The following is a 25,831-nucleotide window of genomic DNA, read 5'->3' as shown; positions in this document are numbered from 1 at the left end:
CCGTCGTGGAGCACGGCGATGCGGTCGGCGAGCTCGTCGGCCTCCTCCAGGTACTGGGTGGTGAGGAAGACGGTGACGCCGCCCGTGACGAGCTCGCGGATGATCTGCCACATGTTGTGCCGGGAGCGCGGGTCGAGCCCGGTGGTCGGCTCGTCGAGGAAGATGATCCGCGGGTCGCCGACCAGCGTCATGGCGATGTCGAGACGGCGCTTCATGCCGCCGGAGTAGGTGGAGGCGGGTTTCTTCGCGGCCTCGGTGAGGTCGAAGCGCTCCAGCAGCTCGGCGGTGACCCGCCGCCCCTCGCTCTTGGACAGGTGGTGCAGGTCCGCCATCAGGAGCATGTTCTCCTCACCGGTGATCAGGCCGTCCACGGCGGAGAACTGCCCGGTGACACCGATCGCGGCACGCACCGCCTGCGGGTCGGCGGCGACGTCGTGGCCGCCGACGTGGATCTGGCCACCGGCGGGGTCGGGGGAGATGAGGGTGGAAAGGATCTTGACGGCGGTGGTCTTGCCGGCGCCGTTGGGGCCGAGCAGGGAGAAGATCGTTCCTTCGGGGACGGCCAGGTCGACGCCGTCGAGGACGGTCTTGTCGCCGTAGGACTTGCGCAGCCCGTTCGCCGCGATGGCCAAGCTGGTCATGAGGGTGCTCCTTCTGCAGGCTGCGGGCGGTTTCAGAGGCTGCGGGCGGTGATGTCGCCGTAGGCGGTGGTCGCGTGGATGTTCAGGCCGGCGGCGGCGCGGTCGGTGTTGTTGAGCGCGTTGTGGATGCGGCCGTAAGAGGTGCCCGCGTCCAGCGAGGCGGAGACTCCACGGGCGGCGCCGACCGAGATGTCACCGGCCTCGGTGCGCAGTTCGACCGTGCCGCGCACGGCCTCGGTGATGCGCAGGTCGCCCTTCTGGGTGCTGATCTGTGCGGGGCCGCCCAGGCGGCCGACCGAGACGTCACCGGCCTGGAGGGTGAGGTGGGCGCTGTCGGTCTCGTCGAGCTTGACGGTGGCCTGTGCGGCCTCGAAGGCGACGTCGCCGAGACGTCCGACGCCGCGCAGTTCGGCGAGGGCGGCCTTCGCCTCGACGCGGGAGCCGGCCGGCAGCTGGACCGTCACCTCGACGGAACCGGAGTTGCCGAGGATCCGGTTCTTCGCGGCCGGGGCCCCGATCCGCAGGACGCCGTCGGCGTATCCGACCTCGATCTGCTCCGCCGCCTTCACGTCACGGCCCTTGGAGGCGTCCGCGGGCAGGACCTCGACCGTGGTGTCGGCCCGGTCCGCGGCGATGAACCGGATACGTCCCGCGGGGATGTCCAGGACGGCGGCGATCGGCGCGGCGGTGTCGAACTTCTGCAAGGCGTTCTCCTTCATCAGTAGCGGGCGCTCCGTCGGCCCGCTCTTTCCGATGAGGGAAAAGCTACGTTGCGTTCAAAGACTGGGCAACACACTCGTTGCGCAGAATTGCTATCATTGCAGGTCATGGCAAGGAAATCGTTGCAACAGTCTGAGATCTAACGCAACAAACCCCACCCCGTTCGTTGCAATGGATTGGAAGTGAACGCTATACTGGAGACACCACGCACCACGAAGGAGATCGCGATGCCGGGAGGCAGACTCACCCAGCAGGAACGTCAGCAGATCGCGGTGGGACTGGCCGACGGCCTCGCCTACGCGGAGATCGCCAGACGCCTCGACCGCCCCACCTCGACCATCACGCGTGAGGTGATGCGCAACGGCGGCCCCACCGTCTACCGCGCCGACCTCGCCCACCGCGCCACCGAACGCCGCGCCCACCGCCGGCAGTCCGTACCCCGGGGGTCGGAGGCGGCACCGCAGGCCCACGGACGCGACGCCGAGGCCGTGCGCGAGTACGAGGAGGCGTTCACCAATGTCGTCACAGCAACGGGCGCGCCCAAGATGATGTCCCGGGTGCTGGCCTGCCTGTTCACCACCGACTCGGGCAGCCTCACCGCGTCCGAACTCGCCCAGCGCCTCCAGGTCAGCCCGGCGTCCGTCTCCAAAGCGATCACGTTCCTGGAGAGCCAGGGCCTCATCCGCCGGGAACGCGACGAACGCCGCCGCGAGCGCTACGTCGTCGACGCCGACGTCTGGTACCAGTCGATGCTGGCCAGCGCCCGCGGCATCGCCCAACTCGTCGACACCGCACGGCAGGGCGTCGACGTCCTCGGCCCCGGCACCCCGGCCGCCACCCGCCTCGAGAACGTCGCCCGCTTCCTCGACTTCGTCGCCGAGAGCACCATCCGCGCCGCGAACCAGGCGCGCGACATCCTCCACACGAAACCCGCAACGGCCACGGCCAGCACTGCCACGCCGAGCCCGGACCACTGACGGACAGCCCTCCGCCTAGACCTTCGCGGCAGCCGGGCGGACGGTGAACAGGTCGGTCCGCACCCCGAGCGGATCGGTGCCGTGGGCGACCCTGCGGGCGATCCGGGCGCCGACCGGGGTGCGGCTGACGGCGGCGGCCGCCCGGGTGCGCACGAGGTCCGTGAGCGGGCCGCCGCCCGCGCCGAACACCGCGCCGGTCTGGACCCGCTGCATCCGGTGCACCGCCTGCGCGACGGGCCAGCGCCGCCGCTGGTAGGGGGCGAGCCGCTCCCGGGAGACCTGGCCCGCGTTCAGCGCGTCGACCAGGACGGGATGCAGGGCGGCGGCGTCCTGGAGGGCCAGGTTGACGCCCTGGGCGCCGACGGGCCCGTGCGTGTGCGCGGCGTCCCCGAGCAGGACGAGGCCGTCGCGGGCCCATTCCCCGGCGTGCGAGGCGAACACGTCGAGCAGGGTCAGCTGGGCCGGCGAGGACAGCTGTTCGTGCAGCAGATCGGCGAACTGCGGGAGCGTCCGGGTCAGTTCCCGGCGTACGTCGGTCATGCCCCGCGCGACGACGTCCCGCCAGCTGCCGTGCGGCAGGGTCCAGCCCACCCGCAGCCGGTCGGGATGGGACTCGTGGACGAGCACGACGCTGCCGCCGGCCCGGTGCACCCTGACCCTGCCCGTCGTGCGCCCGGGCGCGTGCAGCGAGAACCACACGGCGTCCTGGGCGAAGGCCTCCGAGCGCCCGGCGGCGATACCGGCGAGCGCGCGGGTCTTGGAGTACCGCCCGTCGGCGCCGACGACCACGCGGGCGCGGACCTCGGTGGGAGCGTGGTCGGGTCCGCGCGTGACCACTCCGGTGACCGGGGCGCCGGGACGCTTCTCGACGAGCGACGCGAGCCGGTGGCCCTCCAGGTACGTGAACCCGGGCAGCGCGCGGCAGGCATCGAGGAGTTCACCGAGCAGGAAGGGCTGCGGCAGGGCCAGCAGATGGTCGTACGGGGCGGGCAGGCGCCGGTAGTCGATGTCGAGCAGCAGCCGCTCGCCCTGGACGACCTGGAACCCGTCCAGGATCCGCGAGCCGCGGCGCCGGGCCGGTGCCAGTACCCCGAGGTCGTCGAGGACGCGCTGTCCTCCGGGCTGCAGGATCTCGCCGTGGAAGTCCCGGCGGAAGGCGGTGGCCCGCTCGACCAGCGTGGTGCGCACCCCCGAGCGCAGCAGCATGAGGGCCAGGGCGAGGCCCGCCGGACCCGCGCCGACGACGCACACGTCGCTCTCCCGTACCTCCGTTCCGTGCACGGCCCGTACGTCCATGTCAGACCGCGGCCCGCGAGGCGGACAGCGCCCGGTTGACCATGTCGAGGTAGCGGCGCGGCGTGTAGGCCTCGTCGAGCTCCTCCTCGTCGAGCATGACCGCGTAGTCGCGCTCGACCCGGCCGGTGATCTCCAGCAGGGCCAGCGAGTCGTAGCCGAGGTCCCCGAAATCGCAGTCCAGGATGTCGCCGTCGAGGTCGGTCCCCTCGGCCTGGCCCGCGCACTCGCGCACCAGCCTGACCAGGTCCGCCAGTTCGATCTGCTCCTGTCCCATGGACGTCTCTCCTCTGTGTCGGTGGTGGTGTCAGGCGGCCCGGACGACGGCCGCCGCGTTGAAGCCGCCCCGGCCCCGCGCAAGTACCAGGACGGTGCGCAGCGCCACGCCCGTGCGCGGAGCGGTGGTGACCAGGTCCACGGGACAGTCGGCGGCGGGCCGCTCGGTGCCGGTGGTCGGCGGGATCACCTGGTCGCGCAGGGCGAGCAGGGCCGCCGCCAGGTCGAGTGCGGCGCCGCCCGCGGACAGCCGCCCGGCCATGCTCTTGGGCGCGGTGACCGGCACCCCGTACGGTCCGAACACGGAGGCGATGGCCTCCGCCTCGGCCCGGTCGGCTGCCCGCTCCCCCGCGGCGTCGGCGAACACGAGGTCGACGTCGGCCGGTTCCAGCCCGGCGTCGGCGAGCGCCAGGCGCGCGGCGTCGGCCAGCCGCGGCCGCTCCGGCGAGGCGTCGAAGGTGGCCGCGTGCCCGGCCAGGCTCCCGTACACGTGGGCCCCGCGGCGCTCCGCGCTCCGCGCGTCCTCCAGGACGAGCAGGGCTCCGCCCTCCCCCACCACGTGGCCCGAGGCGTCCTCGGCGAACGGCAGGTAGGCCCTGGCCGGGTCGTCGACGGTGGTCATGGAGCCGCCGGCGAGGTGCGCGGCCCAGCCCCAGGGGCACAGGGCCGAGTCGAGGCCGCCGGTCACCACGAGCCGTGCGCCCTTGCGGAGCTGTCGGCGGGCGTGCGCCACCGCGTCGAGACCGCCGGCCTGTTCGGAGACGACGACGCCCGACGCGCCGCGCAGCCCGTGCTTGATGGAGATCTGGCCGCTGTTGACGGCGTAGAACCAGGCGAAGGACTGGTACGCGCTGACGTGCTGCGGGCCCTGGCTCCACAAGGCCTGCAGTTCGCGGTGGCCGAACTCGAATCCGCCGGAGGAGTTCGCGGTGACCACGCCCGCCCCGTAGGCGGGCAGTTCCGTGACATCGGCGCCCGCGTCGTCGAGTGCCTCCTGGGCGGCGGCCAGCGACAGCCGGGTCACCCGGTCGGTCTGCGGCAGCAGGCGGCTGGAGACGTGGTCCTCGTCGACGAAGCCGGGCACCTCACCGGCCAGCCCGGCCGGGTAGGGGGAGGCGTCGAAGCGGGTGACGGGCCCGATGCCGCTCTCGCCGCGGAGCACGGCGGCCCACCAGGTCTCGGTGCCGAGCCCGCCCGGGGCCGCCACCCCGATCCCGGTGAAGACGGCTGTGGTCACCGGGGCCGCGGCGGTGTCGGTGTCTGCGGGGGACGCGGGGGCTGCGACGGCGTTCATGCGGCTGCTGCCTTCAGGCTCGGACGGGTGAGGATCATGGCGCTCTGGAAGCCGCCGAAACCGCTGCCGACCGTCAGGGCGGTGTCCGTGCGCTGTTCGCGGGCGGTGAGCGGGGTGTAGTCGAGGTCGCAGGCCGGGTCGGGCTCGTGCAGGTTGGCGGTCGGAGGCACCACGCCGTGCTCGATGGTGAGCGCGCAGGCCGCCACCTCCAGGGCGCCGACGGCCCCGAGGGAGTGACCGATCATCGACTTGATCGAGCTGACGGGCACCTCGTGGGCGCGGGCACCCAGGCTCTTCTTGAACGCCTCGGTCTCGTGCCGGTCGTTCTGCTTGGTGCCGGAGCCGTGGGCGTTGATGTAGTCGACCGCGCCGGGGTCCAGTCGCGCCTCGTCGAGCGCGGCGCGGATGGCCTCGGCCATCTCCGCTCCGTCGGCCCGCAGCCCCGTCATGTGGTAGGCGTTGCTGCGCGAGGCGAAGCCGGCGATCTCGGCGTAGACGTGCGCGCCGCGCCGCCGGGCGTGCTCGAACTCCTCGATGACCAGGACGGCCGCGCCCTCGCCGAGCACGAACCCGTTGCGGGTGCGGTCGAAGGGGCGCGAGGCGCCGGCCGGATCGTCGTTGCGCGGGGTGGTCGCCTTGATCGCGTCGAAGCAGGCCAGGCTGATGGGCGAGATGGGCGCCTCGCCGGCGCCCGTGACCATGACGTCGGCGCTGCCCTCGCGGACCAGGTCGACGGCGTGCCCGATCGCGTCCAGGCCGGAGGTGCAGCCGGTGGACACCAGGGAGACGGGTCCCTGTGCCCCGGCGGTGCGGGCGACCTCGGCCGCCATCGAGGACGGCACGAAGTAGTCGTACAGGTGCCGGGCGGCCCGGCCGTGGTCGACCAGCCACCGTCCGCCCCGGTCGCTGATGACGGCGTACTCGCGCTCCAGGGCGGTGGTGCAGCCGAGCGCGCTGCCCAGGGTGACCCCGCACCGGGCGGGGTCGAAGGATCCCGCCAGCCCGCTGTCGGCCAGCGCCTCGCGGGCGCTGACGACGGCGAACTGCGCGGCCCGGTCCAGGCGTTCGGCCTCGGCGGGGCCCAGCCCCTGCTCCAGCGGGTCGAAGTCCGCCTCGGCCGCGACCCGGGAGCGGTACGGCGCGGGGTCGAGGAGCGTGATGGCACGGGTGGCGGTGCGCCCGGAGGTCAGCAGGGACCAGAATTCCTTGGTCCCGGGCTTCCCCGGGGCGACGACCCCGATGCCGGTGATGACCACACGTCTCATCGCCTTGCCCCCACGAGTAGTTTCCGCTGACGCTCCTCCCGAGCCTCGACGACCGCGCTGGAGGGCGGCTGGAGCCGCCGCCCCCGGCCCGATCCGCGGGCCGGACCGTCAGCGCGGCGGCGCTGCCAAGCTCTCCGCGTGCCGCTTGGCGTACGTGAGCGTGGCGGTGCTGTTGCGCCCCAGCGCCGTACGGATGTAGTCGCGGGCGGAGCGCAGGTCGGCGCCATCCCCCAGGACGCGGGTGATGGCCTCCTCGCGCACCACCACCCGGTGCTGCGAGGTGGCGGTGGTCCCGTGCTCGTCCCCGGTCACCGTCCAGCAGCCGGTGTGGGCCTCCATCAGGGCCGGCGTGCGCGTCTGCTTGTAGACGATGCGGCCGGTCGCGGGGAAGCAGACCCGCACCGATTCGGTGGTGTGCGCGGACCCGTCCGCCGTCAGGGTGTCCATCGACATCACCTGCACCGCCCCCCGCTCGGTCACGTCGAGCCGCGAGACGTGCGGCAGCAGCCGCGGCCAGTCGCCGACCCGCTCCAGGAAGGCGTAGACCGCCTCCGGGGGCGCGGCGATGTGCACGGTGTCCTCGAAGGACATCACCAGGGCGTCCAGCTGCCCCCAGCGTTCCCCGAGCCGGGCGAGGTTGCCCAGTTCGGCCCGGCTGTTGGTGTCGGTGGCACGGTTCACCCACTCCACGTCCTCGGCCCGGTCGCCGGCCACCGAGAACTCGTGCAGCAGGGTCAGCTTCGAGCGCGCGGCGCCCAGCGGCTCCACGATCCAGGTGCCGGTCATCGCCGACAGCGGGGCCGCGGGTATCTCCTGGCGGAACTCGATCCGCCGGGCGGCCGCGTCCAGGCGGCGGCGCGAGGTCCAGGACTTCGCCTCGCCGTTGGCCGTGGCCCACACCGCCAGGTGCTCGTGCACGCCGTCGAAGGCGAGCCGCTCCACGTGGACGTTGGGCGGGAAGTACAGCGGCCACTTGGCCGCGTCCGCGATCAGCCCGTAGACCACGCCCGCGGGGGCGGCGACCTCGGTCGTGTGGACCGTGCGGTGGATGCGCCCGGTCTCCGGTGCCAGGGACGTCATCAGAAGTTCCCCAGACCGCCGCAGACGTTCAGCGCCTGGGCCGTGATCGAGGCCGCGAACGGCGTGGTCAGGTAGCCGACGAGACCGGCGACCTCCTCCGGGGTCGAGTAGCGGCCCAGCGGGATCTTCGCCTCGAACTCCTCCAGCACCTCGTCCACGGACTTGTCCCACACGTTCGCGTACGCGGCGCGCACCCGGGCGGCCATCGGCGTCTCGACGTACCCCGGGCAGACCGCGTTGACGGTGGTCCCGGTCGTCGCGAGCTCCTTGCCGAGCGACTTGGTGAAGCCGACGACGGCGTGCTTGGAGGCCGTGTACGGCGCGGCGAGCACCACGCCCTGCTTGCCCGCGGTGGAGGCGATGTTGATGATGCGGCCGTACGGGCCCTTGCCGATCCCGCCGTTGCGGAGCACCTCGCGGGTCACCAGGAACACACTGTTGAGGTTGGTGTCGATGACCTCGTGCCACAGTTCGTCGGAGAGTTCGGCGGTCCGGCCGCCGCCGCTGCGCCCGGCGTTGTTGACCAGGATGCCGATGGGGCCGAAGGTCTCGACGGCCGCCGCGACCAGCGCGACGACGTCCTCCTTGTTCCGGACGTCGGCTGCCTTGCCCTCGACCTCCAGGCCCTCCTCCCGCAGGTCCTCGACGGCCTGCTTGACGGCCGTCTCGGTGCGGGCGCAGATGAACACCTTGTGGCCGCGCCGGCCCAGGTCCCGGGCCACGGCCAGGCCGATCCCGCTGGTCGCGCCCGTGACCAGTGCCACGGAAGTGGCGGGCACCGTCTGTTCAGTCGTCGCCGTCATCGTCGTCCCTCCAGGACTCGGGTGGTTGCCTCGACCGTGTCGGCAGGCGCTGGGGAGGCGACGGAGGAGCGCTGGAGAAGCACCGGGCCGAGCACGGACAGGGCCCGCTCCAGCCGTCGCCCGGTCAGCTCGGGGCCGCTCGCGGCGAGATAGCCGTCGGGGCGGATGAGCACCCAGCCGCCGGAGGCGAGCCCCAGCGCGTCGCGCAGCAGTCCGTCCGGGTCGGGCAGCGGAGCCGGCGCGGTGCCGGGGCGGGCGCCGACGGCCCGGACCGAGAGCCACTCCCCGGCCACGCCGGCGGCGGCCTCGGCGGCCAGGCTCGCCTCGTCGCCGTCGGGCGCGTACAGCAGCGTCCAGCGGGGGTCGCGCAGTTCGGCGTGGAGCGCCGCCCGGGCAGGGCCCGCGGGCAGGCCGGCCGCGATCGCGGCGGCGCGCGAACCGGCCGGCGGCCGCAGCCCGCCGTCCGTGGTGGTCAGCGGGGAGTCGGGGTAGCCCAGCAGCAGCCCGGACATGCCGCCGAGCACCTTGCGCTGGATGGCGCGGCGCAGCGGCGGGGCGCCCCGTACGACGGAGAAGACGGCCGGGAGCATCACCCCGGCCAGCGCGTTCTTGAACTGCACCAGGAAGGTGGCCTGCCGGGTGGAGCCGAGCAGCTTGCGGCCGACGGGCACCCGCTCCTGCCCGTACGTGGCGAGCAGCGGCCGCCCCGCCTGGCCGCGCGCGACCATGGCGAGCTTCCAGGCGAGGTTGTACGCCTCCTGGATGCCGGTGTTCATGCCCTGGCCGGAGGCCGGGCTGTGCACGTGCGCCGCGTCGCCCGCCACGAAGACCCGGCCCTGGTGCATGGCGGGCACCATGCGCTGCTGGAAGGTGAAGACGGAGCTCCACTCGGGTTCGCCGACCAGCACCTCGCGCCCGAGTCCCGCGCTGAGCCGCTGCGAGAAGCGGGCGGCGCTCTCGCGCGCCTGGGCGGGGCTCGCGATGCCGGGGCTCGCGACGGGAGCGGTGTCGAGCAGCCGCCAGTGGCCCTCGCGCTGGTAGGGAACCATCATCAGGGCCTGGCCGCCGGTGTGCACCCAGTAGATGGTGTCGGGCGGCAGGTCCATGGCCACCTGGGCGTCGGCCAGCTCCCAGGTCTCGCTGGACTCGCCGATCAGCGGCAGCCCGAGCTCCTTGCGCACGGTGCTGTGGCCGCCGTCGCAGCCGACCAGCCATGCCGCCCGGTACTCCTCCGCGCGGCCGTCGCCGTGCTCCAGGCGGGCCCGTACGCCGTCCGGGTCCTGGCTGAGGCCGGTCAGCCGCACGTCCCATTCGACCGTGACCCCGAGCCGGCCGCAGGCCTCGCGCAGCAGTTCCTCGGTGCGGGTCTGCTCGATGACGACGGTGAAGGGGAAGCGGGTGGGCATCGAGGAGTAGTCGGCCTCCAGCCGCACCAGGCGCCGCCCGCCGGCGTACATCGTGAACGCCTTGTTGTGCCGCCCGCTCGCGAGGACCGGTTCGGCCACGCCCATCTGGTCGAAGGTCTCCAGGGTCCGCGGGTGGACGGCGACCGCGCGGCTGGTGCGGGCGGGTCCCGGCGCCGCGTCGACGAGACGTACGCGCACTCCGCGGCGGGCCAGTTCGTGGGCGGCGGTCAGGCCGACGGGGCCCGCGCCCACGACGAGCACCGAGGCCGGGTCCGGCACGGGCTGCCGTCCGACGAAGGTCACCATGATGGTCGCTCTCTTCCAGGGGTCGGGGGCAGAAGGTCGGGGCAGGTGTCCGGGGGCGGGTGTCCCGGGGTCAGACGGCGGCTTCGGCGGCCGCGCGGCCGCGCAGGGCCTGGCGCAGGGCGCGCCGTTCGGGCTTGCCCACGGGCGTGCGGGGCACGGCGTCGACGACCTCGACGCGGCGGATCCGCTCGAAGCGGGCGAGGCGCCGGTTGGCGCCGTCCACGATCGAGTCGAGGGTGTCGAGCAGGCCGGGCGCGGTGGGGTCGCGCAGGACGATCCCGGCCCAGGTGACGGCCCCGTGCACGGGGTCGGGCCAGCCGACGACCACGCAGTCGGCCACCCGCGGGTCCTCGGCGAGCACGCTCTCGACGGCGGTGGGCGAGACGAGTTCGTTGTCGTGCTTGAAGACGTCCCCGAGCCGGTCCACCAGGAACAGCTCGCCGTCCTCGTTGAGGTAGCCGACGTCGCCGGTGGAGAACCAGCCGTCCGGACCGGCCCCGGAGCCGTCGGGGCCGTCCAGGTAGCCGGCCATCAGCTGGGGCCCGCGCACCTGGACCTCGCCGGTGGCGTACACGTCCATCGGACGGCGGGTGTCCAGGTGCACGATGCGGCATTCGGTGCCGGGCACGGTCCGGCCCACCGAGCCGCGGTGGCCGCCGTCGCCGGGGCTCTGGCAGTGCGAGAGCGGGGAGAGCTCGGCCATCCCGTAGCCCTGGATGACGGGCACGCCGAGCCGGACGGAGAGCGCGTGGGCCGTGGCGGGGGCGAGCGCGGTGCCGCCGGAGAGGACCGCGGTCAGCTCGGGCCCGGCGGGCACGCCCTCGGGCCGTGGGCCGGTTCCCGCGAGCATCCCGGCCAGCCGTTGCAGCCGGGCGGGCAGCCCGTAGTAGTGCGTGGCGCCGCTGCGGGCGGCCAGGGCGAGCGAAACCAGCGGGTCGGGGTCGGCGCACAGGACCTGGCAGGCGCCCGCGAACACGGCCGAGTTCAGGTGCATGGTGTGGTAGAGCGGCAGGTGGTTGAGGGTGACGGAACGGCTGTCCAGGTGGTGGGCGGCGGCCGTCTGCGCGGCGTTGGCGACCAGGTTGCGGTGGGTGAGCCGGACCCCGCGGGGCCGCCCGGTGGTGCCGGTGGTGAACTGGATGCAGGCGTCGGCGTCGAGATCGGGGCCGGGCCCGGTGAGCCCGGCGGGAACCGTGCGCGGCGCGGCGGCGAGGGCCACGGCGAGCGGGACGCAGTCCCCGGGCACCACGCCGTCGTCCGCGTCGGTCACCACGACCGCGCGCAGCGCCGGCAGCCGGTCGCGCAGCTTCGTGAGCACCTCGGCGGTGGCCGACGGCACGAAGGCGACCTCGACGGCGGCGGCCGTGAAGACGTGCACGAGCCCCGCCTCCCTGATGAGCGGGTTGACCAGCACGGCCGTACCGCCGCCGCGCATGGCTCCGTAGTACGCGGCGGGGAACTCCGGGCCGAGGACGTTGGCCACGCCGATCCGGGCTCCGGGGCCGCCGGCGAGGTGGGTGACGCACGCGGCGTACCGGTCGGTGAGGGCGTCGAGTTCCGCGAAGGTGGCCGCGGAGGAGGCCGTGCGCACGGCGCAGCCGTCCGGGTCGCGCTCGGCGGCGCGGCGCAGCAGGCCGTCCAGGGGCAGCGATGGGTACGCGAATCTCGGCACGGCGCTCCTCCTGATCGGACTGACCGGACGTGTCCCCATGGTCCGTCCGGGCGCTTGAGGAGGGTTCGAAGAGTGCTCGATGTGCCGTGCAGAGGCTGTACACCATGACCACATCCACCGGAGCGACGGACCTGTCCACCCGCGAGCAGCCCGAGTTCGGTGTGCTGTACGCCGAGATCCAGCAGTTCTACGCGCACCAGATGCAGCTCTTCGACTCGTTCCTGGCCGAGTCGTGGGCCGGTACGTTCACCGAGGAGGCCGTCTTCGACGTGCCGACGCTGCCGCACCCGGTGCGCGGCCGGGCCGGGCTGGCCGCCTGCGTGCGGCACAACGAGGAGGCGGCGCGGCGGACCGGTGAGCGGCTGCGGCACTGGCTCGGCATGCTCGACGTACAGCCGCGGCCCGACGGCACGGTGCACACCCGCGCCTACGCGCTCGTGTACCTGACCCCGCCCGACGGGGAGCCCACGGTGCACCGGGTGTGCGTCATGGAGGACACGCTGGTGCGCCGCCACGGCCACTGGCGCACCGCCCACCGTGTGGTCTCCCGCGACGACCTGCCGTAAGGACCACCGGCCGTCAGACGCGGGTCACCACCAGCGCGCTGTGCGTGCCGCCGAAGCCGCTGCCCACCGTGAGAGCGGTCCGCACGCGCTGCTCGCGCGCGGTGAGCGGCGTGTAGTCGAGGTCACAGGCCGGGTCGGGCTCGTGCAGGTTCGCGGTCGGCGGGACCACTCCGTGCTCGACGGCGAGCAGGCAGGCGGCCACGGCGAGGGCGCCGAGCGCCCCCAGCGAATAGCCGATCATGGAGGCGACGGCGCTGACCGGTACGTGGTGCGCGTGCGCGCCCAGGGCCCGCTTGAGGGCCACCGTCTCGTGGACGTCGCCGCTGCGGGTCCCCGAGCCGTGCGCGGCCACGTGGCCGACCGCCCCGGGGTCCAGGCGCGCCTCGTCCAGCGCGGCGCGGACGGCCTCGGCGAGATCGGCGCCGCCGGCGCGCAGCCCGGTCATGTGGTAGGCGCTGCTGCGCGAGCCGAACCCGGCGATCTCCGCGTACACATGGGCGCCGCGGCGCCGCGCGTGCTCCAGCTCCTCCACCACGAGCATGGCCGCGCCCTCGCCCAGGACGAACCCGTCACGGGTGCGGTCGAAGGGCCGGGCGGCGGCCTGCGGATCCTCGTTGCGCTGGTGCGAGGCGATGCGGACGGCGTCGAAGGAGGCCAGCGTCATCGGCGAGATCGGCGCCTCGCTCCCCCCGGCGACCATCACGTCGGCGCCGCCCTCGCGGATCAGGTCGACGGCGTGCCCGATCGCGTCCAGGCCCGAGGTGCAGCCGCTGGACAGCAAGGACACCGGGCCCTGGGCGCCGACGGTACGGGCGACCTCGGCGGCCATGGAGGAGGGCACGAAGTAGTCGTACAGCCGCTCCGCCACCCGTCCGGGCTGCGACGCCGGGCAGCCGGTGGCGCGGCCCGCGGCGGCGGCGAACTCCCGGTCGAGGGAGCTCGCGCAGCCGAGCGCGCTGCCCAGGGTGACCCCGCGGCGCAGCGGATCCGGTACATCGGCCGGCCCGCCCAGCCCGCTGTCGGCCAGAGCCTCCCGGGCCCCCGCCACCGCGAACTGGGCACCGCGGTCGAGCCGCAGGGCCTCGGCCAGGCTGAGCCCGCAGGCCAGCTCGTCGAACTCGGCCTCGGCGGCGACCCGGGAGCGGAACCCGGAGGCGTCGAAGCGGGTCAGGGCGCGCGTGGCGGTCCGCCCGGAGGTGAGCAGATCCCAGTAGCCCTGCACACCGACACCGCCCGGCGCGACCACGCCCAGGCCGGTGACGACGGCCCGCCTCACCGGCCCCGCGCCACGGCCGGCGCGGGCGTCGTCGCCCGCTCCACGACACGCGCGGCCCGCCCGATCAGCCGGGGCAGGGCCTTGTCGCGTACGAAGAAGTGCCCGCCCGGGACGGTGCGGTGGGCGAACGGGCCGGTGGTCCAGCGCGCCCAGCCGGCCAGCGCCTCGGGGGTGCCAAGCCGGTCCTCGCGCCCGGCGACGGCCAGGACCGGCACCGGGAGCGGGCCCGCGTCCCCGGGTTCCCGGGCGGCGGCGCGCAGCGCTCCGGCGAGCCTGAGGTCGTCACGCAGGACGGGGAAGACGGATCGGTGCCACAGGTCGCCGGGGGCGGTTCCGGCCGGCACCGCGTCGAGGGTGTCCAGGACTTGGAGCAGTTCGGCGTCGGGCAGGTCCGCGCAGGTCGCGAGCGCGGCGGGCGCGTCGGGCGGGGGCAGGGCGCCGATCGCGAGCAGGGCGGGCAGCGGCAGCCCGCGCGCGTGCAGGTGCCGGGCGAGGGTGTAGGCGACCATGCCGCCGAGGCTGTGGCCGTACAGCACGTACGGCTCCCCCGCCCGTACGACCGATTCCACCAGCGGGGCCAGGTCCGCGAGGAGGGCGTCCCGGTCGGTCACCCGTGCCTCGCCGCGCCGCCCGTCCCGCCCGGGCAGCAGCCACGCCTTCGTCTCCACTCCCGGCCCGACCAGCCTCGGCCAGCGGTGGAAGGCCGAGACCCCGGCCCCCGCGTGCGCGAAGCACAGCACCCGTACGCCCATCCCCATGCCCTTCTGTGTCGAAATCCGGTCCGTCGTCGGCCTGTCGCGCCTTACGCCGCGTACAGGTTGAAGGTCGAGCCGCGGCGCGGTCCCGCGGCCACGTCCAGGGCCGGGTCGACGGCGAGCATCGCATGGTGCAGCCGCTGCAGCTGCGGCGAGGGCTCGACCCCGAGCTCCTCGATCAGCCGGGCGCGGAGCCTGCGGTAGATGTCGAGGGCGGTGGCCTGGCGGCCCGAGCGGTAGAAGGCCACCATCGCCTGCGAGTGCAGCCCCTCGTGCTGCGGGTGGCGGGCGATCATCTCCTTCAGCTCGGCCAGGAGTTCGGTGTGCCGGCCCAGCCGCAGGTCCACGTCGATGCGCCGCTCGGTGGTCACGAGCCGGCTCTCCTCCAGACGCATGACCTCGATCTCCAGGATCGGCCCCACCCGTACGTCGACCAGCGCGTGCCCCTGCCACAGGCCGAGGGCACGGCGCAGCAGCACGGCCGCGGTCTCGTCGTCCCCCTTGTCGAAGGCGCTCTGGCCGCTCACGACCAGCTGCTCGTATTCGTGGACGTCGACGGACTCCGGCGGCATTTGCAGGAGGTAGCCCCCGTGGCGGGTCGCCAGCAGCTCCTTGGCATTTCCCGGGGCCCCCGGCCCCATGGCCGTGCCGAGCCGCCGGCGAAGTTGAAGTATGTACGTCTGGAGGGTGGTCAGCGCGCTGTGCGGAAGCTGCGTCCCCCATATTTCTTCCATAAGTGTCGGTACGGGCATGACCCGGCCAGGGTAGAGCGCGAGCAGCGCCAGGATCTGGCGCGGCTTCCTGGCGGTCGGAACAATCGAGCCCCCGTTGACCTCGGCACTCAACGGACCCAGAACCTGAATCTTCATGGTCTCCTCCGTCACTAACGTCGAGTTCCCGTCGATTTCCAGCCTTCGACTCGTGCACGGTAGCGGGACCCAGGGAATAGCCGCCAAAACCTTGAGCAGCCGTCGAGCGGCCTTCCAATCCATTGAATTCCGGGCCCCTTCCGCTCCGGCGGAATGTCTAATTCAGGACGTCGGTCCGGCATTCCGGTTATCACCTCCGATTCAACCGCTACTTGATATCTCCTCGAATTGTCGGGGGAAGTCGAGAACCGGCTGAGAGGCGAGGGGTGTTTCAGGTCAGGGCGAGGACGCGGGGCGTGGCGCGCCCCCAGGGGAATCCGGTGCGCAGGTGCGCGGCGGGCGGCCCCACCCCGTGCGGCGTGCCGGTCTCGACGGCGACCGCGGCGACCGTCTCCGCCGCCGGCTCGAACTCCAGGAAGCGCCAGCGGTCCGGCCGGCCGTCCCCGGCCACGGTGAGGACCGGCGGACCGCCTTCGTCCGCCCGCGTGAAGGCGTACTCCTCCTGGGCCGGGCCCGGTCCGAGGCCCAGGCCGCGTGCTTTCGCGTACGCCTGCCTGAGCGTCCACAGCCGCAGCGCGCGGCGGGTGCGCGAAGGCCCGGCGGGAACGCGGGCGATCCAGTCCCGCTCCGTCCGCGCGAAGCCCTCGGCGACGCTCTCCAGGGCGGCCGCGCCGCGGCCCGTGTGCTCGACGTCCACGCCGATGCGGTGGCCGCGGGCCACGCCGACGAGCGTGTGGGCGTGGGTGCGGGACAGGCTGAAGTCCAGCGCGCCGCCGCGCGGCAGTCCTTCCGCCGGGGGCTGCAGGAAGGGCCGTCCGTGCGCGGGGCGCCGCAGGTCGGCCTCCGCCTCGGGAATTCCGGTCTCCAGGGCCAGCACCCGGCGCAGGAGCGTGTGAGCCACGAGGTACCGGCGCCGGTCCCGTTCGAACAGGAAGCGGGTGGCGGTCTCCTGCTCGTGGACGTCGAGCCAGTGCGCGGCGAGGGTGGCGGCGAGCCCCGGGGCGAGATCGGCCTCGGGGCAGAACCAGAGGCTGACGCTCACCGTGCCGGCAGCCACAGGGCGGTGCGCAGCAGCGCGGACGGCGGCATGGGCACCGAGACGGCCCCCGCGCCGGGTACGGCCTCCAGCGCGGCCCAGTCCACGTCGACCCCGGACAGCCACAGGTCGCGCAGCTGTTCCAGTCTGCCGCCGTGCCACAGGGCGGCGAGGTAGCCGGCGGTCTCGGCGGCCTCGCCGAGTCGCATCGGATCCCGCTGCCCGCCGCGCAGGTCCGCGCACGAGGCGTCCTCCAGCACCCGTACCAGTTCCTCCACGCCGTGCACGACGACGGCGATCCGGCAGTCCATGGCGGCGCGTCCGGCCCGCAGCCCGCGCGCCACCGCCGCAATGCCCGGTACCTCGTACCCCGCCCGCATCCACTCCGCCAACCGCTGCGCGGTGGCCTTCACATGGCGTGGTGTCGGGCCGGACAGCACCACCAGCTGCGCGCGTCCGGCCGGGCGCGCGGAGCCGTCGTACTGCGACGACGTCGGCGGATACTCCTCCAGCACCACCTGGGCGTCGACTCCGCCCGCACCCCGCAGGCCCGCGACCGCGCGGCGGGGCTCCGACGGGTCGGGATGCGTCCAGGGCTCGGCGACGGCGCGGCCGGGAGCGGGGACCAGGACGCCGTGGCGCAGCTGGAGAACGGCGCGCATGAGCAGCGCCAGTCCGGTGGCCGGTCCGCTGCGGCCCACCGAGGGCTGCGCGCAGGCCGCCGTCTCGCGCAGGCCGAGGCCCTCCTCGGTGACCGAGGCCCGCTCCAGGGCCGCCCCGAGCATCCCGGACTCCGCGTGCGCCGCGGCGCTGCCGCGCACGACGGCGTGGACGGTGTCGCCGTCCGCGAGGGCCCGTTCCAGCGGCTTCAGCAGCAGCGCCCCCACGGCTTCGCCCGTCCCGGGCCGCAGGCTCCACCGGTGCAGGAGCAGGTGGACGCCTCCGACGAGCGCTGCCGCGCACTCCCCGCGCTCCAGAGCCGCGAGCGCGAGGTGCAGCGCCGTCGGCACGGAGGCCTCGGCGGTGTCCACGCACTGGCTGGGTCCCGTCAGGCCGAGCACCCGGGACACGCTGTTGGCCATGTCCCAGTGCCCGCCGCCCGGTTCGGCGCCCGCCTCGGCGGCGAGCAGCGGCCAGTCGCCCTCCCCCGCGCCGACGAACACCCCCACACCGCGCGCGGTGCCGTCGGGGGCGCGCAGCGCGTCGAGCCGGGTGCCGGTGCATCCGGCGTCCTCGAACGCCTCCCAGGCCGTCTCCAGCAACAGGCGGGCGCGCGGGTCGGTCAGCGCGGCCTCCCGCGGGTCGAGCCCGAAGAACTCCGCGTCGAAGTCCGCGACCCGCTCCAGGTAGTGGCCGGGCTCCGTACCGGGCCGGCCGGGCGGCGGCGCGGCGGCCGCGCCGCGGCCGGTGCACAGCAGCCGCCAGTACGCCGCGAGGTCCGGGGCCTGCGGAAAGCGGCCGGCCATCCCGACGACGGCCACGGGGGCCTGCGCCGCCGTCAGGTCCCGCGCGGCGGTTGCGTGCGGCGGCGAGGGCAGCGGGGGCATCTCCGGCGCGCCGCCCGCGAGCGCGGGGCCGGCGGCCACGGCGGGCGTCAGCAGCGCGACCGCCTGCCTGCGGTCCAGGGTCCCGTCCTTGAAACGGGTCAGGATCTCCCGCTCGTCCATCCCGGCTCGTCTCCCGTCAGACCTGTGCCCGGCGCGGCAGCAGCACGAGCGCCTCGGCGACGCTGAGCCGTCCGTCGCGCAGGGCGTCCAGCAGCAGTTCGAGTTCCCGTACGGCCGGGGGCGTGGCCCGTGCCCCGCTGCGCCGGGCGACGTACGCCGCGAGCGCGTCCAGGTTCGGGTACTCGTGCAGTACGACGGCGCGTTCGTCCAGGCCGAAGATGCGGTTGACGACCGCGACGAACTCCGCCCCGAGGAGCGAGTCCACCCCGAGCGTCGCGAAGGGGGCGGCCGTGTCGAGGGCCCAGCTGTCGCAGCACAGGATCGCGGTGAGCTGTTCGCGCAGCACCTCGACGATCTCCTCGGCGGGGACGGCGGTGGGGACGGGATCGGGGACGGCGGTGGGGACGGGGGCCGGGGCGGCCGTTCCGGGCGCCTGCCCCCAATCCGTGGTCCCGGCCGCCGCGGCCGCCCGTGCGACCTCCCGGGCGAAGGCCGCCGGGGTGGGGTGGTCGTAGAGGTCGGTGGCGGGCACCCGAATCCCGTAGCGGGCGCTGACCACGGCCACGAACTCCGTGGTCAGCAGCGAGTCGAGGCCGAGGAACTGGAAGGTCTGCTCGGGGTCGATCCGCTCCGGGTCGACCCGCAGCACGTCGCCGAGCACCGCGATGAGGTCGGACAACACGTCGGCGCGATCGTTCGTCATCGGTGGCTCCTCCAAGCCGTCGTCGGTGGCGCGGGTCAGACGGCGCTGGCCGAGAACTCGCGCGGGTACGCGGTGTCCGGCGCCGCCGTGCGGAAGTCCTCCACCCTGCCCTCGGGGACGAGGACCGGCAGGAGCATCGACCACAGCGCGGCCACCCGGCGCCGCAGTTCCGCGGAGGGCATTCCGGTGCCCGCCATGACCTCGATCCCGCATGCGGCCGCGGCGACGAGCGACTCGACGCTCTCCCAGGAACACCCCTCGCGCAGTTCGCCCGAGTCCCGGGCCTGGCGCAGCAGACCGCAGACCGCCGCGACCCAGACGCGGTGGAAGTCGGTGACGGGCGGCTGCGTGCCCGTGCACTCCTTGGTGATCCGGAAGCTGGCGGGCACCGCCGGCTCCTCGTGCAGGGCGCGGGCCAGCCAGTGCGTCGTGTCGACCAGCGCCTGCAACGGGGAGAGCCCGGATTCGCGCAGCGTGCGCATGTGCGCGTGGAGCAGGGCGCAGCCGCATTGCTGGACGGCATCGGCGAGTTCGTCCTTGGAGGCGAAGTGGAAGTACAGCGCCCCCTTGGTCACACCGGCCGACGCGGCGATCCCGCTGAGCGTCGCGTTCGCGTAGCCGTTGCGGTTGAACAAGTCGGCCCCGGCGTGGACGAGCTTGCGGCGGGTCCGCTCCGACCTCTCCTGCACCGCCATGCCTCCTCGGCCCGTTGCCCGGCCCCGCGGCCGGCGCGTGGTCTGGGTTGTCGTGAGAGCGCCCATGTCAGCCCACGCGCACGAGACGCTCGCCGTTGGCCTCCGGCGCCTCCAACGGGCTCTCGGGGCCTGCCATCAGAATGGACCGCTGCAGCCGGCGCAGTGCGGCCGACGGCTCCAGGCCCAGTTCCCGTACGAGCGTGGCGCGCAGCCGCTGGTACACGTCGAGGGCCTCGCTGCGGCGGCCGGAGCGGTGCAGCGCGAGCATGAACTGGCCGTGCAGGTTCTCGTGGGTGCGGTACCGGCTCGCGAGCACGGTCAGTTCGGCGAGCAGCTCACGGTGCCGGCCGAGCCGCAGGTCGGCCTCGATGCGCTGGTCGAGCGCGCACAGCCGGGTCTCCTCCAGCCGCCTGGTCTCCATGTCCAGCTGGATGCCGCCGTGCACGTCGGCGAAGGCGGGGCCGGACCACAGCGACAGGGCGTCGCGCAGCTGGCGGGCCGCGCCCGGGAAGTCACCCGCGTCCATAGCCCGGTAGCCCATGCCGGAGAGCCGCTCGAACTCGCGGACGTCACTGACGCCGCCGCCGCTGTCGAGCAGGTAGCCGCCCGGCAGCGTGACCAGCACGTCCTTGGCGGTGCGCCGACCGCGTCCGGCGCCGGGGGTCCCGTCCTCGGTTCCGGTGTCGGCTCGGGCGCCCTGTTCCAGGGCGTTCGCGATCAGGGCGCGCAGCTGCAGCACGTAGGTCTGGAGCGTGGTGCGCGCGCTGCGGGGCGGCGCACCGGCCCACAGTTCCTCGATGAGGGCGGACACGGGCACCACCTGGTCCGCGTGAAGGGCCAGCAGCGCCAGCACCTGACGCGGCTTGGGAGCGGTGGGTGTGATGGATATTCCGTTCTCACGCACCGCCAGTGCGCCCAGTACATCGATGTCCACGCCGTACTCCCCTGCCTGGTCGGTGGGTTGAGGGATCGACTCTCGCCGCACTCAGTAAAAAACAGGACCGACGGTTTGTCAATATCAAACCGGTCGCGCTGTTTTGCTGCTCAAGAGGGCGGTCACCCGTCGACAGACGCCGTCTCAGATCGGCCCTGACCTGCGGATTCATCGAAGCTCCGGGGCGCCCGGGAAGCGGCCCCCAATGTGCCAGGCATCCCTCGCGCCGACCTCAAGGGCGCGCGGACTCACCTAAAAAGAGACCATCCGGTCCGCTTATTGGTGGTCGTCGTCGGCTGCCTGCGGCCCGGCCGCCGGCTCCGCGCCCGACCCCTCGGCCACCAGCACTCCGAGTACGTGCTCTGCGGCGAGCCTCGGCAGCAGCAGCGCCCAGAAGCGGGTGAGCGACCTGTGCGACACCCAGTCGGGCTCGCCGGCGCCCAGCACCTCGAAGCCCACGGTCGCCGCCACGACGGCCAGCGCCCCGTCCTCGGGTGACACCCCGTCGGCCAGCTGCTCGTCCCGCTCCGCGGCGCGGAACACGTCCTGCACCCACCCCTGCCAGATCCGCCGCAGATCGCAGCCGGCGTCGCGGCGCCAGTCCGCGCACAGACCGAACCCGGCCCGCACGACGACGTCGTGCGCCAGCAGCGCCGCCAGTCCGTGCGCCCCGTCGATGAGCAGTTGCAGGGCGCCGCCGGAACGGCCCGGCACGGCCGCGGTGATCCGCCGTACGGCTTCCACCGCGCGGCCCTCGACGGCCTCGGCCAGCTCCGTCTTGCTGCCGAAGTGGAAGTGCAGCCCTCCCGCGCTGACCCCCGCCTTCCGGCTGATGGTCGCGATGGAGGCGGTGACGAAGCCCTCCTCCGCGAAGATCTCGGCGGCGGCGCGGATCAGGGCTTCACGCGTGCGGGCGGCACGTTCCTGCTTGACCATGAGTTCTCCACAAACCGCTGACGCGGTTTGCCCAGGGGATTACAGCGTTCGCGATCATGGTCGGCGAGAGCACTGAAGGATCACTCGAAGACCACTCGCGCGAGCCGCGCGTCAGGGGAGGGCCGGCTCCCGCGGCTCCGCGGACTCCAGCGCCTCGATCTCCGCCACGACCCGGGCGCCGCGGTCCGCGCCCATGTCGAGGCGGGCCAGCACGGCGGGCGTCGCGATGCTGGGGTAAAGGTGCTGGTAGACACCCGAGATCCGGTACTCGATGTCCTCGCGGTCGGTGAGGGTCTGCGAGTAGACCTGCGCCCCGGTCCAGCAGGCCGAGATGATCCAGGCCGTCTCCGCCGGGTCCACGTGCGGCAGCAGTTCACCCTGCGCCTTGGCCTGGGCCAGCCGTTCCTCGGTGAACTCGATCCATCCGGGCACCGATCCGCCGCCGAAGATCTCGCGCATGTCCGGTCCCAGCGAGAGCCGGGCACCGGCGCTGAGCATGGGCTGGTACTTCATCCGGTGCGCGAGGACCAGGGCGACGTCGAACAGCTCCTGCAGCTTGCTCTCGCGGGGCGGCACGCCGCCCTCGGCGAACTGCTCGTCCAGTACGCCCTGGGCCAGCTCCTGCTTCGACGCGAAGTGGAAGTACAGCGCGCCCTTGGTGACACCCGCCCTGGACAGGATGTCCGCGATCGTCGCGGCCTCGTATCCACGCTCGTCGAAGACCGCCGCGGCCGCTTCCAAGATCGCGCGACGCGTACGTACCGCACGCTCCTGCCGTGCCACAGTGCCTCCGAATGTCCGTGCGTCCCTGCGGATCGGTCCCATACAGGATCCATCTCCCATATAAAACCAACCAGAAGGTCCTTACTTTATCAAGCACAAAGTCACGAGTGTGGGACTCCAGATTCCTGTACGGTGTCCGGCCCGAGCCGTACGGGCAGCTCCCGAAGTCCGTTCGAGATGAACGACTCCACGCGCCCCAGCCCCTGCGGCGGGACGGCGAGGGACATCCCGGGAAAGCGGCCGAAGAGGGCGGACACGGCCACCGCGGCCTCCAGCCGGGACAGTGTCGCGCCCATGCAGTAGTGGGGCCCGAACCCGAACGCCATGTGGTCGCTGCGGGTGGCCCGGGTGATGTCGAAGTCGTCCGCGTCGGCGCCGTGGACCTGCGGGTCACGCCCGGCCGAGGCCAGGGAGACGATGATCGGGTCGCCCTTGGGGATCACCGTTCCCTCGACGTCGATGTCCTCGACGGCGTACCGCAGGATGGCGTTGGCGGCGGGCGGCTGCCTGCGCAGCGTCTCCTCGACCGCGTCCTCCCACGAGGCCAGTCCCGACCGGATCAGTTCCAGCTGGGACGGGTGCGCCAGCAGTTCGTGCACCGCGCTGGAGATCAGGTTCACCGAGGTCTCGTAGCCCGCGGTGAAGAGCAGGATCAGGTTGTCGACGAGCTCCTTCTCCGTCAGCTGGGCGCCGTCCTCGTCGTCCCGGGCGGCGATCAGACCGCTGGTCAGGTCTTCCGCGGGGTGGGCGCGCTTGTGGGAGACCAGCTCGCCCATGGTCTCGTAGAGGTCGACCCCGTTGCGGTGCGCGTCCTCGGCCGATATCGCGGTGTCGAAGAAGCCGTTGATGATCTTGTAGAGCCTGGCCCGCGCCCACTCGGGGATGCCGAAGAGCTCGAAGATGATGCGCGTGGGGACCTCGTGCGCGAAGTGCGCCCGCACGTCGACCGGCTCGTCCCCGGGCCGTCGGGCGAGTTCGTCCAGGACCTCGGCGACGACCTCGTCGATCCGCGGACGCATCGCGGCGACCCGGCGCAGCGTGAACGCCTTCAGCGCCAGCCGGCGCAGACGGGTGTGCTCGGCTCCGTGCGCGGTGATCATGTTCTGCACCGAGACCCAGATCGCCAGCGGCCACTCGGGGCCGACCTCTCCGCTGATCCAGGCGGGCCAGTGCCGGTAGGCGTCCTTCGAGACGCGCGGATCGGCGAGCAGTTTCCTGAGGGCGTGGTGGCCGGCCACGGCCCACCCTTGCACCCCACCCGGAAGGGTCACCCTGACCGCCGGACCCAACTCCCGCAGCCGTGCGGCCTCGGCATGGATGTCGCGGCCCGACGGGTCGATGGCGAAAGGGCATTGACGAAGCATTGCGGTGCCTCCTGAGGTCGGCGGTCCGGGAGTCGAGTGGCCTCGGCTCCCCACTTTCAAAACCGCCTGTCCGGTTCGTATACACCCAGTGGCGGGCCCAAGTGTGGCACCTCCACGACCACACCGCCAAGCGCGCTCCCCGCAGGCGGCGAGCCCCGACGACAGGGGTACCGAAAGCGGCCGACGGCGCAATCCCTCCCCTGCGACACGCTCGCCCTCCGACCGGAATACCAATTCCCACTTGGGGCGGAGCCAGCGATCCCCACCCAGCGTGATCCGACCGTGACTTGCCTGGTGGGGGCTGGATCGGGGCGATCGGTACACCCCTGTCCCACCCCTAACCGGGGTGACGTGTGCGACAGGCGATCCCCAGTATCACCTTGCAAACAAAACCGGAGAGTACGTATCTTGCGCTTGGGAGTGCTCATCCCATCCGTCAACCCGGCTCTGTGGAGAGGTCCATGACCCTGCTGACGTTCCAGAAGAACGCCCCCGTGCTGGCCGACCAGACCGCCGGAGCACCATGGACGCGCTGTAACGAACTTCCCCAACTGACCACCACCGTGCCGAGGGAGTACGTGCACCGCAGCTCCCTCGCGGAGGTCTTCCTGACCGGGTGCACGAAGACCGGCGACAACGTCTTCTCGCTCACCGGCCAGTGGCCCCGTGCCCACACCTTCTTCACCAGCGCCGACGGCACCAGCCACGACCCGGTCCAGGCCGGGGAAACGATCCGTCAGGTCGGCCTCTTCCTCTGCCACGCGGAGTACGGGGTCCCGCTGGGGCACAACGTGCTGCTGTGGACCCTCGGCTTCGAGTCCGACCTCTCCCAGCTGCACATCGGCTCCAGCCCCACCGAACTCGAACTCATCGCGACCTGCACCGACTTCGCCTGGAAGGGCAACAGGTTCTCCGGCTTCCTGCGCGTGACCATCCGCCGCAACGGCGTGGTCGCGGCCTCCGGGACGGCGCTCTTCAGCTGCGTCCCCCCGGCGGTGTACCGCAGGGTCCGCGGCGAGCGCGGCCCCGGCGCTCTACTCGAACCGCTGGCCCGCGAGACGCCGGTCCCCGCGGCGACCGCGGGACGGCTGCTGCCGTTCGACGTCGTCCTCGCCCCGTCGGACCGGCCGGACCGCTGGCTGCTGAACCCCGACCTGGGCCACCCGATCCTTTTCGAGCACGCCAATGACCACCACCCGGGCATGGTCCTGGTCGAGGCCGCCCGCCAGGCCGCCTACAGCCTGCTGCCCGACGCCGCCTTCACCCCGTCGGGCATCGAGACCGCGTTCCACAGCTACGCCGAGCTCGACGCCCCCTGCTGGATCGACGCCCGGGAGCTCCCGGCCGCCGAGGGTTCCGGGGTCCGCATGGTGGAGGTGACCGGCCACCAGGACGGCCGCAAGATATTCACGGCGACCGTCACGGGCACCGTCGGTACGGAGCACGGCGGCCGACGCCGGGTGTGACTCCGGCGCAAGACCCTGCCGTCGGGCGCTGCTGAACCGCTGTGCGGGGATCAGCGGCTCAGCAGTGCCCGGTACCAGGGGGCGTGGCGCGCGAACGCCTCGGCGAAGACCGGCCCGGGCTCGGCCGGGACGCGGGACCACAGGCGCGTGCTGTCGTACCAGTGGTCCACGGCCAGCAGCGAGATGCGGCGTCGGGTGACCGGGTCGTCGGCCGCGCCGAGCAGTTCCAGCGCCTGCGCGACGGTGAGTTCCCCGCGCGGAGCCTCCAGCCCCAGCTCCCCGGTCACCGTCGTGACCAGCTCGCGTGCGGAGACCGGCTGCGGGTGGCTCGCGTGCAGCACCTGCCCGCCGACGGCACCGACAGGCAGCCGGACGAGCGCCGCCAGCGCCCCGGCCAGGGCGTCCACGGACACCAGGGACATCCGCGCACGGCCGCCGTCCAGCCAGTACGGCAGCTTGTCGAGCAGCTGGACCAGGGCCGGGATCATCCACGTGTCGCCGTCGCCGTAGATCAGGTGCGGGCGCAGCACGGTCCCGCCCGCGGCGAGCACCAGCCGCTCCCCCTCCAGCCGGGTGACGCTGGTCGGGGACGTGGGTGCCTCGGTGAGCACGCCCTCGGCCTCGCCCCTGTGGGCGACGTCCTTGTAGACGGCGGCGGTGCCGAGCTGCACGACCCGCCCCACACCCGCCCGCCGGGCCTCGGCCAGCAGCGCCCGGGTGCCTTCGGCGTTGACCTCGCGGCACTCCTCCTCGGTGCCACCGATCCGCGCCGCGAGATGCATCACGGTCGTGACGCCGTCGCAGATCCCGCGCAGGGACGCGGGGTCGGTGAGGCTTCCCCCGGCGACCTCCGCGCCGGCCCACTCCGCGGGCGCCGACGTCCGGTGGGTCAGCAGCCGCAGCGACGCGGGGGACGCACCCCGCCGGGTCTCGGCCAGCAGCCGCTTCACGACGTGGGAGCCGACGAAGCCGGTGGCTCCGGTCACGAGTATCCGTTCGGTGGTCAACTACTGCCTCTCACCCAAGCCTTGCCAAAACGATCATGTGA

General features: G+C 73.3%; 25 protein-coding genes. 3 read left to right on the top strand and 22 right to left on the bottom strand.

Features of this window, described 5'->3' with window-relative positions; all coding sequences use genetic code 11:
* Positions 1–641, bottom strand: a 641-nt coding sequence (locus tag ACFYOB_RS37915; protein ID WP_388568634.1) for an ABC transporter ATP-binding protein, incomplete at its 3' end; no start/stop codon positions are given.
* 32 nt (positions 642–673) lie between these two features.
* Positions 674–1,345, bottom strand: a complete 672-nt coding sequence (locus ACFYOB_RS37910; RefSeq protein WP_388568643.1) for a DUF4097 family beta strand repeat-containing protein — start codon at positions 1,343–1,345, stop codon at positions 674–676.
* A gap of 243 nt (positions 1,346–1,588) precedes the next feature.
* Here ACFYOB_RS37910 and ACFYOB_RS37905 point away from each other — a divergent pair, with 243 nt between their 5' ends.
* On the top strand, positions 1,589–2,338 hold the full coding sequence (locus ACFYOB_RS37905; protein ID WP_388568640.1) for a helix-turn-helix domain-containing protein: 750 nt from the start codon (positions 1,589–1,591) through the stop codon (positions 2,336–2,338).
* A gap of 15 nt (positions 2,339–2,353) precedes the next feature.
* On the opposite strand, the gene ACFYOB_RS37900 is transcribed toward ACFYOB_RS37905, so the two are convergent.
* From ACFYOB_RS37900 to ACFYOB_RS37865, 8 genes are all read right to left on the bottom strand, one after another.
* The gene (locus ACFYOB_RS37900; RefSeq protein WP_388568631.1) at positions 2,354–3,619 is read right to left on the bottom strand and encodes an FAD-dependent monooxygenase; all 1,266 of its coding nucleotides are present in this window, start codon (positions 3,617–3,619) and stop codon (positions 2,354–2,356) included.
* Positions 3,620–3,635: 16 nt separating this feature from the next.
* Positions 3,636–3,908: an acyl carrier protein gene (locus ACFYOB_RS37895; protein ID WP_328930729.1), complete on the bottom strand. Its 273-nt coding sequence runs from the start codon at positions 3,906–3,908 to the stop codon at positions 3,636–3,638.
* Between the two features lie 30 nt (positions 3,909–3,938).
* The gene (locus ACFYOB_RS37890; RefSeq protein ID WP_388568627.1) at positions 3,939–5,201 is read right to left on the bottom strand and encodes a ketosynthase chain-length factor; all 1,263 of its coding nucleotides are present in this window, start codon (positions 5,199–5,201) and stop codon (positions 3,939–3,941) included.
* Positions 5,198–6,466: a beta-ketoacyl-[acyl-carrier-protein] synthase family protein gene (locus ACFYOB_RS37885; protein ID WP_388568624.1), complete on the bottom strand. Its 1,269-nt coding sequence runs from the start codon at positions 6,464–6,466 to the stop codon at positions 5,198–5,200. Before ACFYOB_RS37885 ends, ACFYOB_RS37890 begins: the two co-directional genes overlap by 4 nt.
* Before the next feature lie 108 nt (positions 6,467–6,574).
* Positions 6,575–7,546 carry an aromatase/cyclase gene (locus ACFYOB_RS37880; protein ID WP_388568622.1) on the bottom strand — a complete coding sequence of 324 codons (972 nt, stop codon included), beginning with the start codon at positions 7,544–7,546 and terminating at the stop codon, positions 6,575–6,577.
* Positions 7,546–8,349, bottom strand: a complete 804-nt coding sequence (locus ACFYOB_RS37875; protein WP_388568620.1) for an SDR family NAD(P)-dependent oxidoreductase — start codon at positions 8,347–8,349, stop codon at positions 7,546–7,548. Before ACFYOB_RS37875 ends, ACFYOB_RS37880 begins: the two co-directional genes overlap by 1 nt.
* Positions 8,346–10,061, bottom strand: a complete 1,716-nt coding sequence (locus ACFYOB_RS37870; RefSeq protein WP_388568617.1) for an FAD-dependent oxidoreductase — start codon at positions 10,059–10,061, stop codon at positions 8,346–8,348. Before ACFYOB_RS37870 ends, ACFYOB_RS37875 begins: the two co-directional genes overlap by 4 nt.
* Before the next feature lie 70 nt (positions 10,062–10,131).
* The gene (locus ACFYOB_RS37865; RefSeq protein ID WP_388568613.1) at positions 10,132–11,733 is read right to left on the bottom strand and encodes a class I adenylate-forming enzyme family protein; all 1,602 of its coding nucleotides are present in this window, start codon (positions 11,731–11,733) and stop codon (positions 10,132–10,134) included.
* 104 nt (positions 11,734–11,837) lie between these two features.
* Here ACFYOB_RS37865 and ACFYOB_RS37860 point away from each other — a divergent pair, with 104 nt between their 5' ends.
* Entirely contained in the window at positions 11,838–12,299 is a 462-nt protein-coding gene (locus ACFYOB_RS37860) for a nuclear transport factor 2 family protein (RefSeq protein WP_388568610.1), read from the top strand.
* A gap of 13 nt (positions 12,300–12,312) precedes the next feature.
* Here the strand turns inward: ACFYOB_RS37860 and ACFYOB_RS37855 are convergent, their stop codons facing one another.
* The 11 genes from ACFYOB_RS37855 to ACFYOB_RS37805 all read right to left on the bottom strand — a co-directional run bounded on the left by ACFYOB_RS37855 (position 12,313) and on the right by ACFYOB_RS37805 (position 23,317).
* The gene (locus ACFYOB_RS37855) at positions 12,313–13,575 is read right to left on the bottom strand and encodes a beta-ketoacyl-[acyl-carrier-protein] synthase family protein (protein ID WP_388568607.1); all 1,263 of its coding nucleotides are present in this window, start codon (positions 13,573–13,575) and stop codon (positions 12,313–12,315) included.
* Positions 13,572–14,333: a thioesterase II family protein gene (locus ACFYOB_RS37850; protein ID WP_388568605.1), complete on the bottom strand. Its 762-nt coding sequence runs from the start codon at positions 14,331–14,333 to the stop codon at positions 13,572–13,574. Before ACFYOB_RS37850 ends, ACFYOB_RS37855 begins: the two co-directional genes overlap by 4 nt.
* A 44-nt stretch (positions 14,334–14,377) precedes the next feature.
* The gene (locus ACFYOB_RS37845) at positions 14,378–15,199 is read right to left on the bottom strand and encodes a BTAD domain-containing putative transcriptional regulator (RefSeq protein WP_388568602.1); all 822 of its coding nucleotides are present in this window, start codon (positions 15,197–15,199) and stop codon (positions 14,378–14,380) included.
* A gap of 271 nt (positions 15,200–15,470) precedes the next feature.
* Positions 15,471–16,241, bottom strand: coding sequence for a 4'-phosphopantetheinyl transferase family protein (locus ACFYOB_RS37840; protein ID WP_388568599.1), 771 nt, complete (start codon positions 16,239–16,241; stop codon positions 15,471–15,473).
* Positions 16,238–17,902, bottom strand: coding sequence for a beta-ketoacyl synthase N-terminal-like domain-containing protein (locus ACFYOB_RS37835; protein ID WP_388568597.1), 1,665 nt, complete (start codon positions 17,900–17,902; stop codon positions 16,238–16,240). The genes ACFYOB_RS37840 and ACFYOB_RS37835 overlap by 4 nt, the downstream gene beginning before the upstream one ends.
* A gap of 16 nt (positions 17,903–17,918) precedes the next feature.
* Positions 17,919–18,605: a phosphopantetheine-binding protein gene (locus tag ACFYOB_RS37830; RefSeq protein WP_388568595.1), complete on the bottom strand. Its 687-nt coding sequence runs from the start codon at positions 18,603–18,605 to the stop codon at positions 17,919–17,921.
* A 35-nt stretch (positions 18,606–18,640) separates the two neighbouring features.
* A complete protein-coding gene (locus ACFYOB_RS37825; protein WP_388568593.1) occupies positions 18,641–19,300 on the bottom strand; it encodes a ScbR family autoregulator-binding transcription factor in 660 nt (219 codons plus the stop codon).
* 67 nt (positions 19,301–19,367) lie between these two features.
* Positions 19,368–20,234, bottom strand: a complete 867-nt coding sequence (locus ACFYOB_RS37820; protein ID WP_388568591.1) for a BTAD domain-containing putative transcriptional regulator — start codon at positions 20,232–20,234, stop codon at positions 19,368–19,370.
* 276 nt (positions 20,235–20,510) lie between these two features.
* Positions 20,511–21,170 carry a ScbR family autoregulator-binding transcription factor gene (locus tag ACFYOB_RS37815; RefSeq protein ID WP_388568589.1) on the bottom strand — a complete coding sequence of 220 codons (660 nt, stop codon included), beginning with the start codon at positions 21,168–21,170 and terminating at the stop codon, positions 20,511–20,513.
* Between the two features lie 111 nt (positions 21,171–21,281).
* Positions 21,282–21,953, bottom strand: coding sequence for a ScbR family autoregulator-binding transcription factor (locus ACFYOB_RS37810; protein WP_388568586.1), 672 nt, complete (start codon positions 21,951–21,953; stop codon positions 21,282–21,284).
* Positions 21,954–22,054: 101 nt separating this feature from the next.
* Positions 22,055–23,317, bottom strand: a complete 1,263-nt coding sequence (locus ACFYOB_RS37805) for a cytochrome P450 (RefSeq protein WP_388568584.1) — start codon at positions 23,315–23,317, stop codon at positions 22,055–22,057.
* Positions 23,318–23,778: 461 nt separating this feature from the next.
* On the opposite strand from ACFYOB_RS37805, the gene ACFYOB_RS37800 reads away from it, so the two are divergent.
* A complete protein-coding gene (locus ACFYOB_RS37800; RefSeq protein ID WP_388568582.1) occupies positions 23,779–24,783 on the top strand; it encodes a ScbA/BarX family gamma-butyrolactone biosynthesis protein in 1,005 nt (334 codons plus the stop codon).
* Between the two features lie 50 nt (positions 24,784–24,833).
* Here ACFYOB_RS37800 and ACFYOB_RS37795 read toward each other — a convergent pair whose 3' ends face one another.
* Positions 24,834–25,790 (bottom strand): NAD-dependent epimerase/dehydratase family protein, encoded by a 957-nt coding sequence (locus tag ACFYOB_RS37795; RefSeq protein ID WP_388568579.1) that lies wholly within the window; start codon positions 25,788–25,790, stop codon positions 24,834–24,836.
* Between the last annotated feature and the right edge of the window lie 41 nt (positions 25,791–25,831).

Origin of the sequence: Streptomyces sp. NPDC006463 (assembly GCF_042870715.1) — a bacterium.
GTDB lineage: Bacteria > Actinomycetota > Actinomycetes > Streptomycetales > Streptomycetaceae > Streptomyces.
The sequence above is the reverse complement of the archived record's forward strand: the minus strand, read 5'-3'. Positions and strand labels throughout refer to the sequence as shown.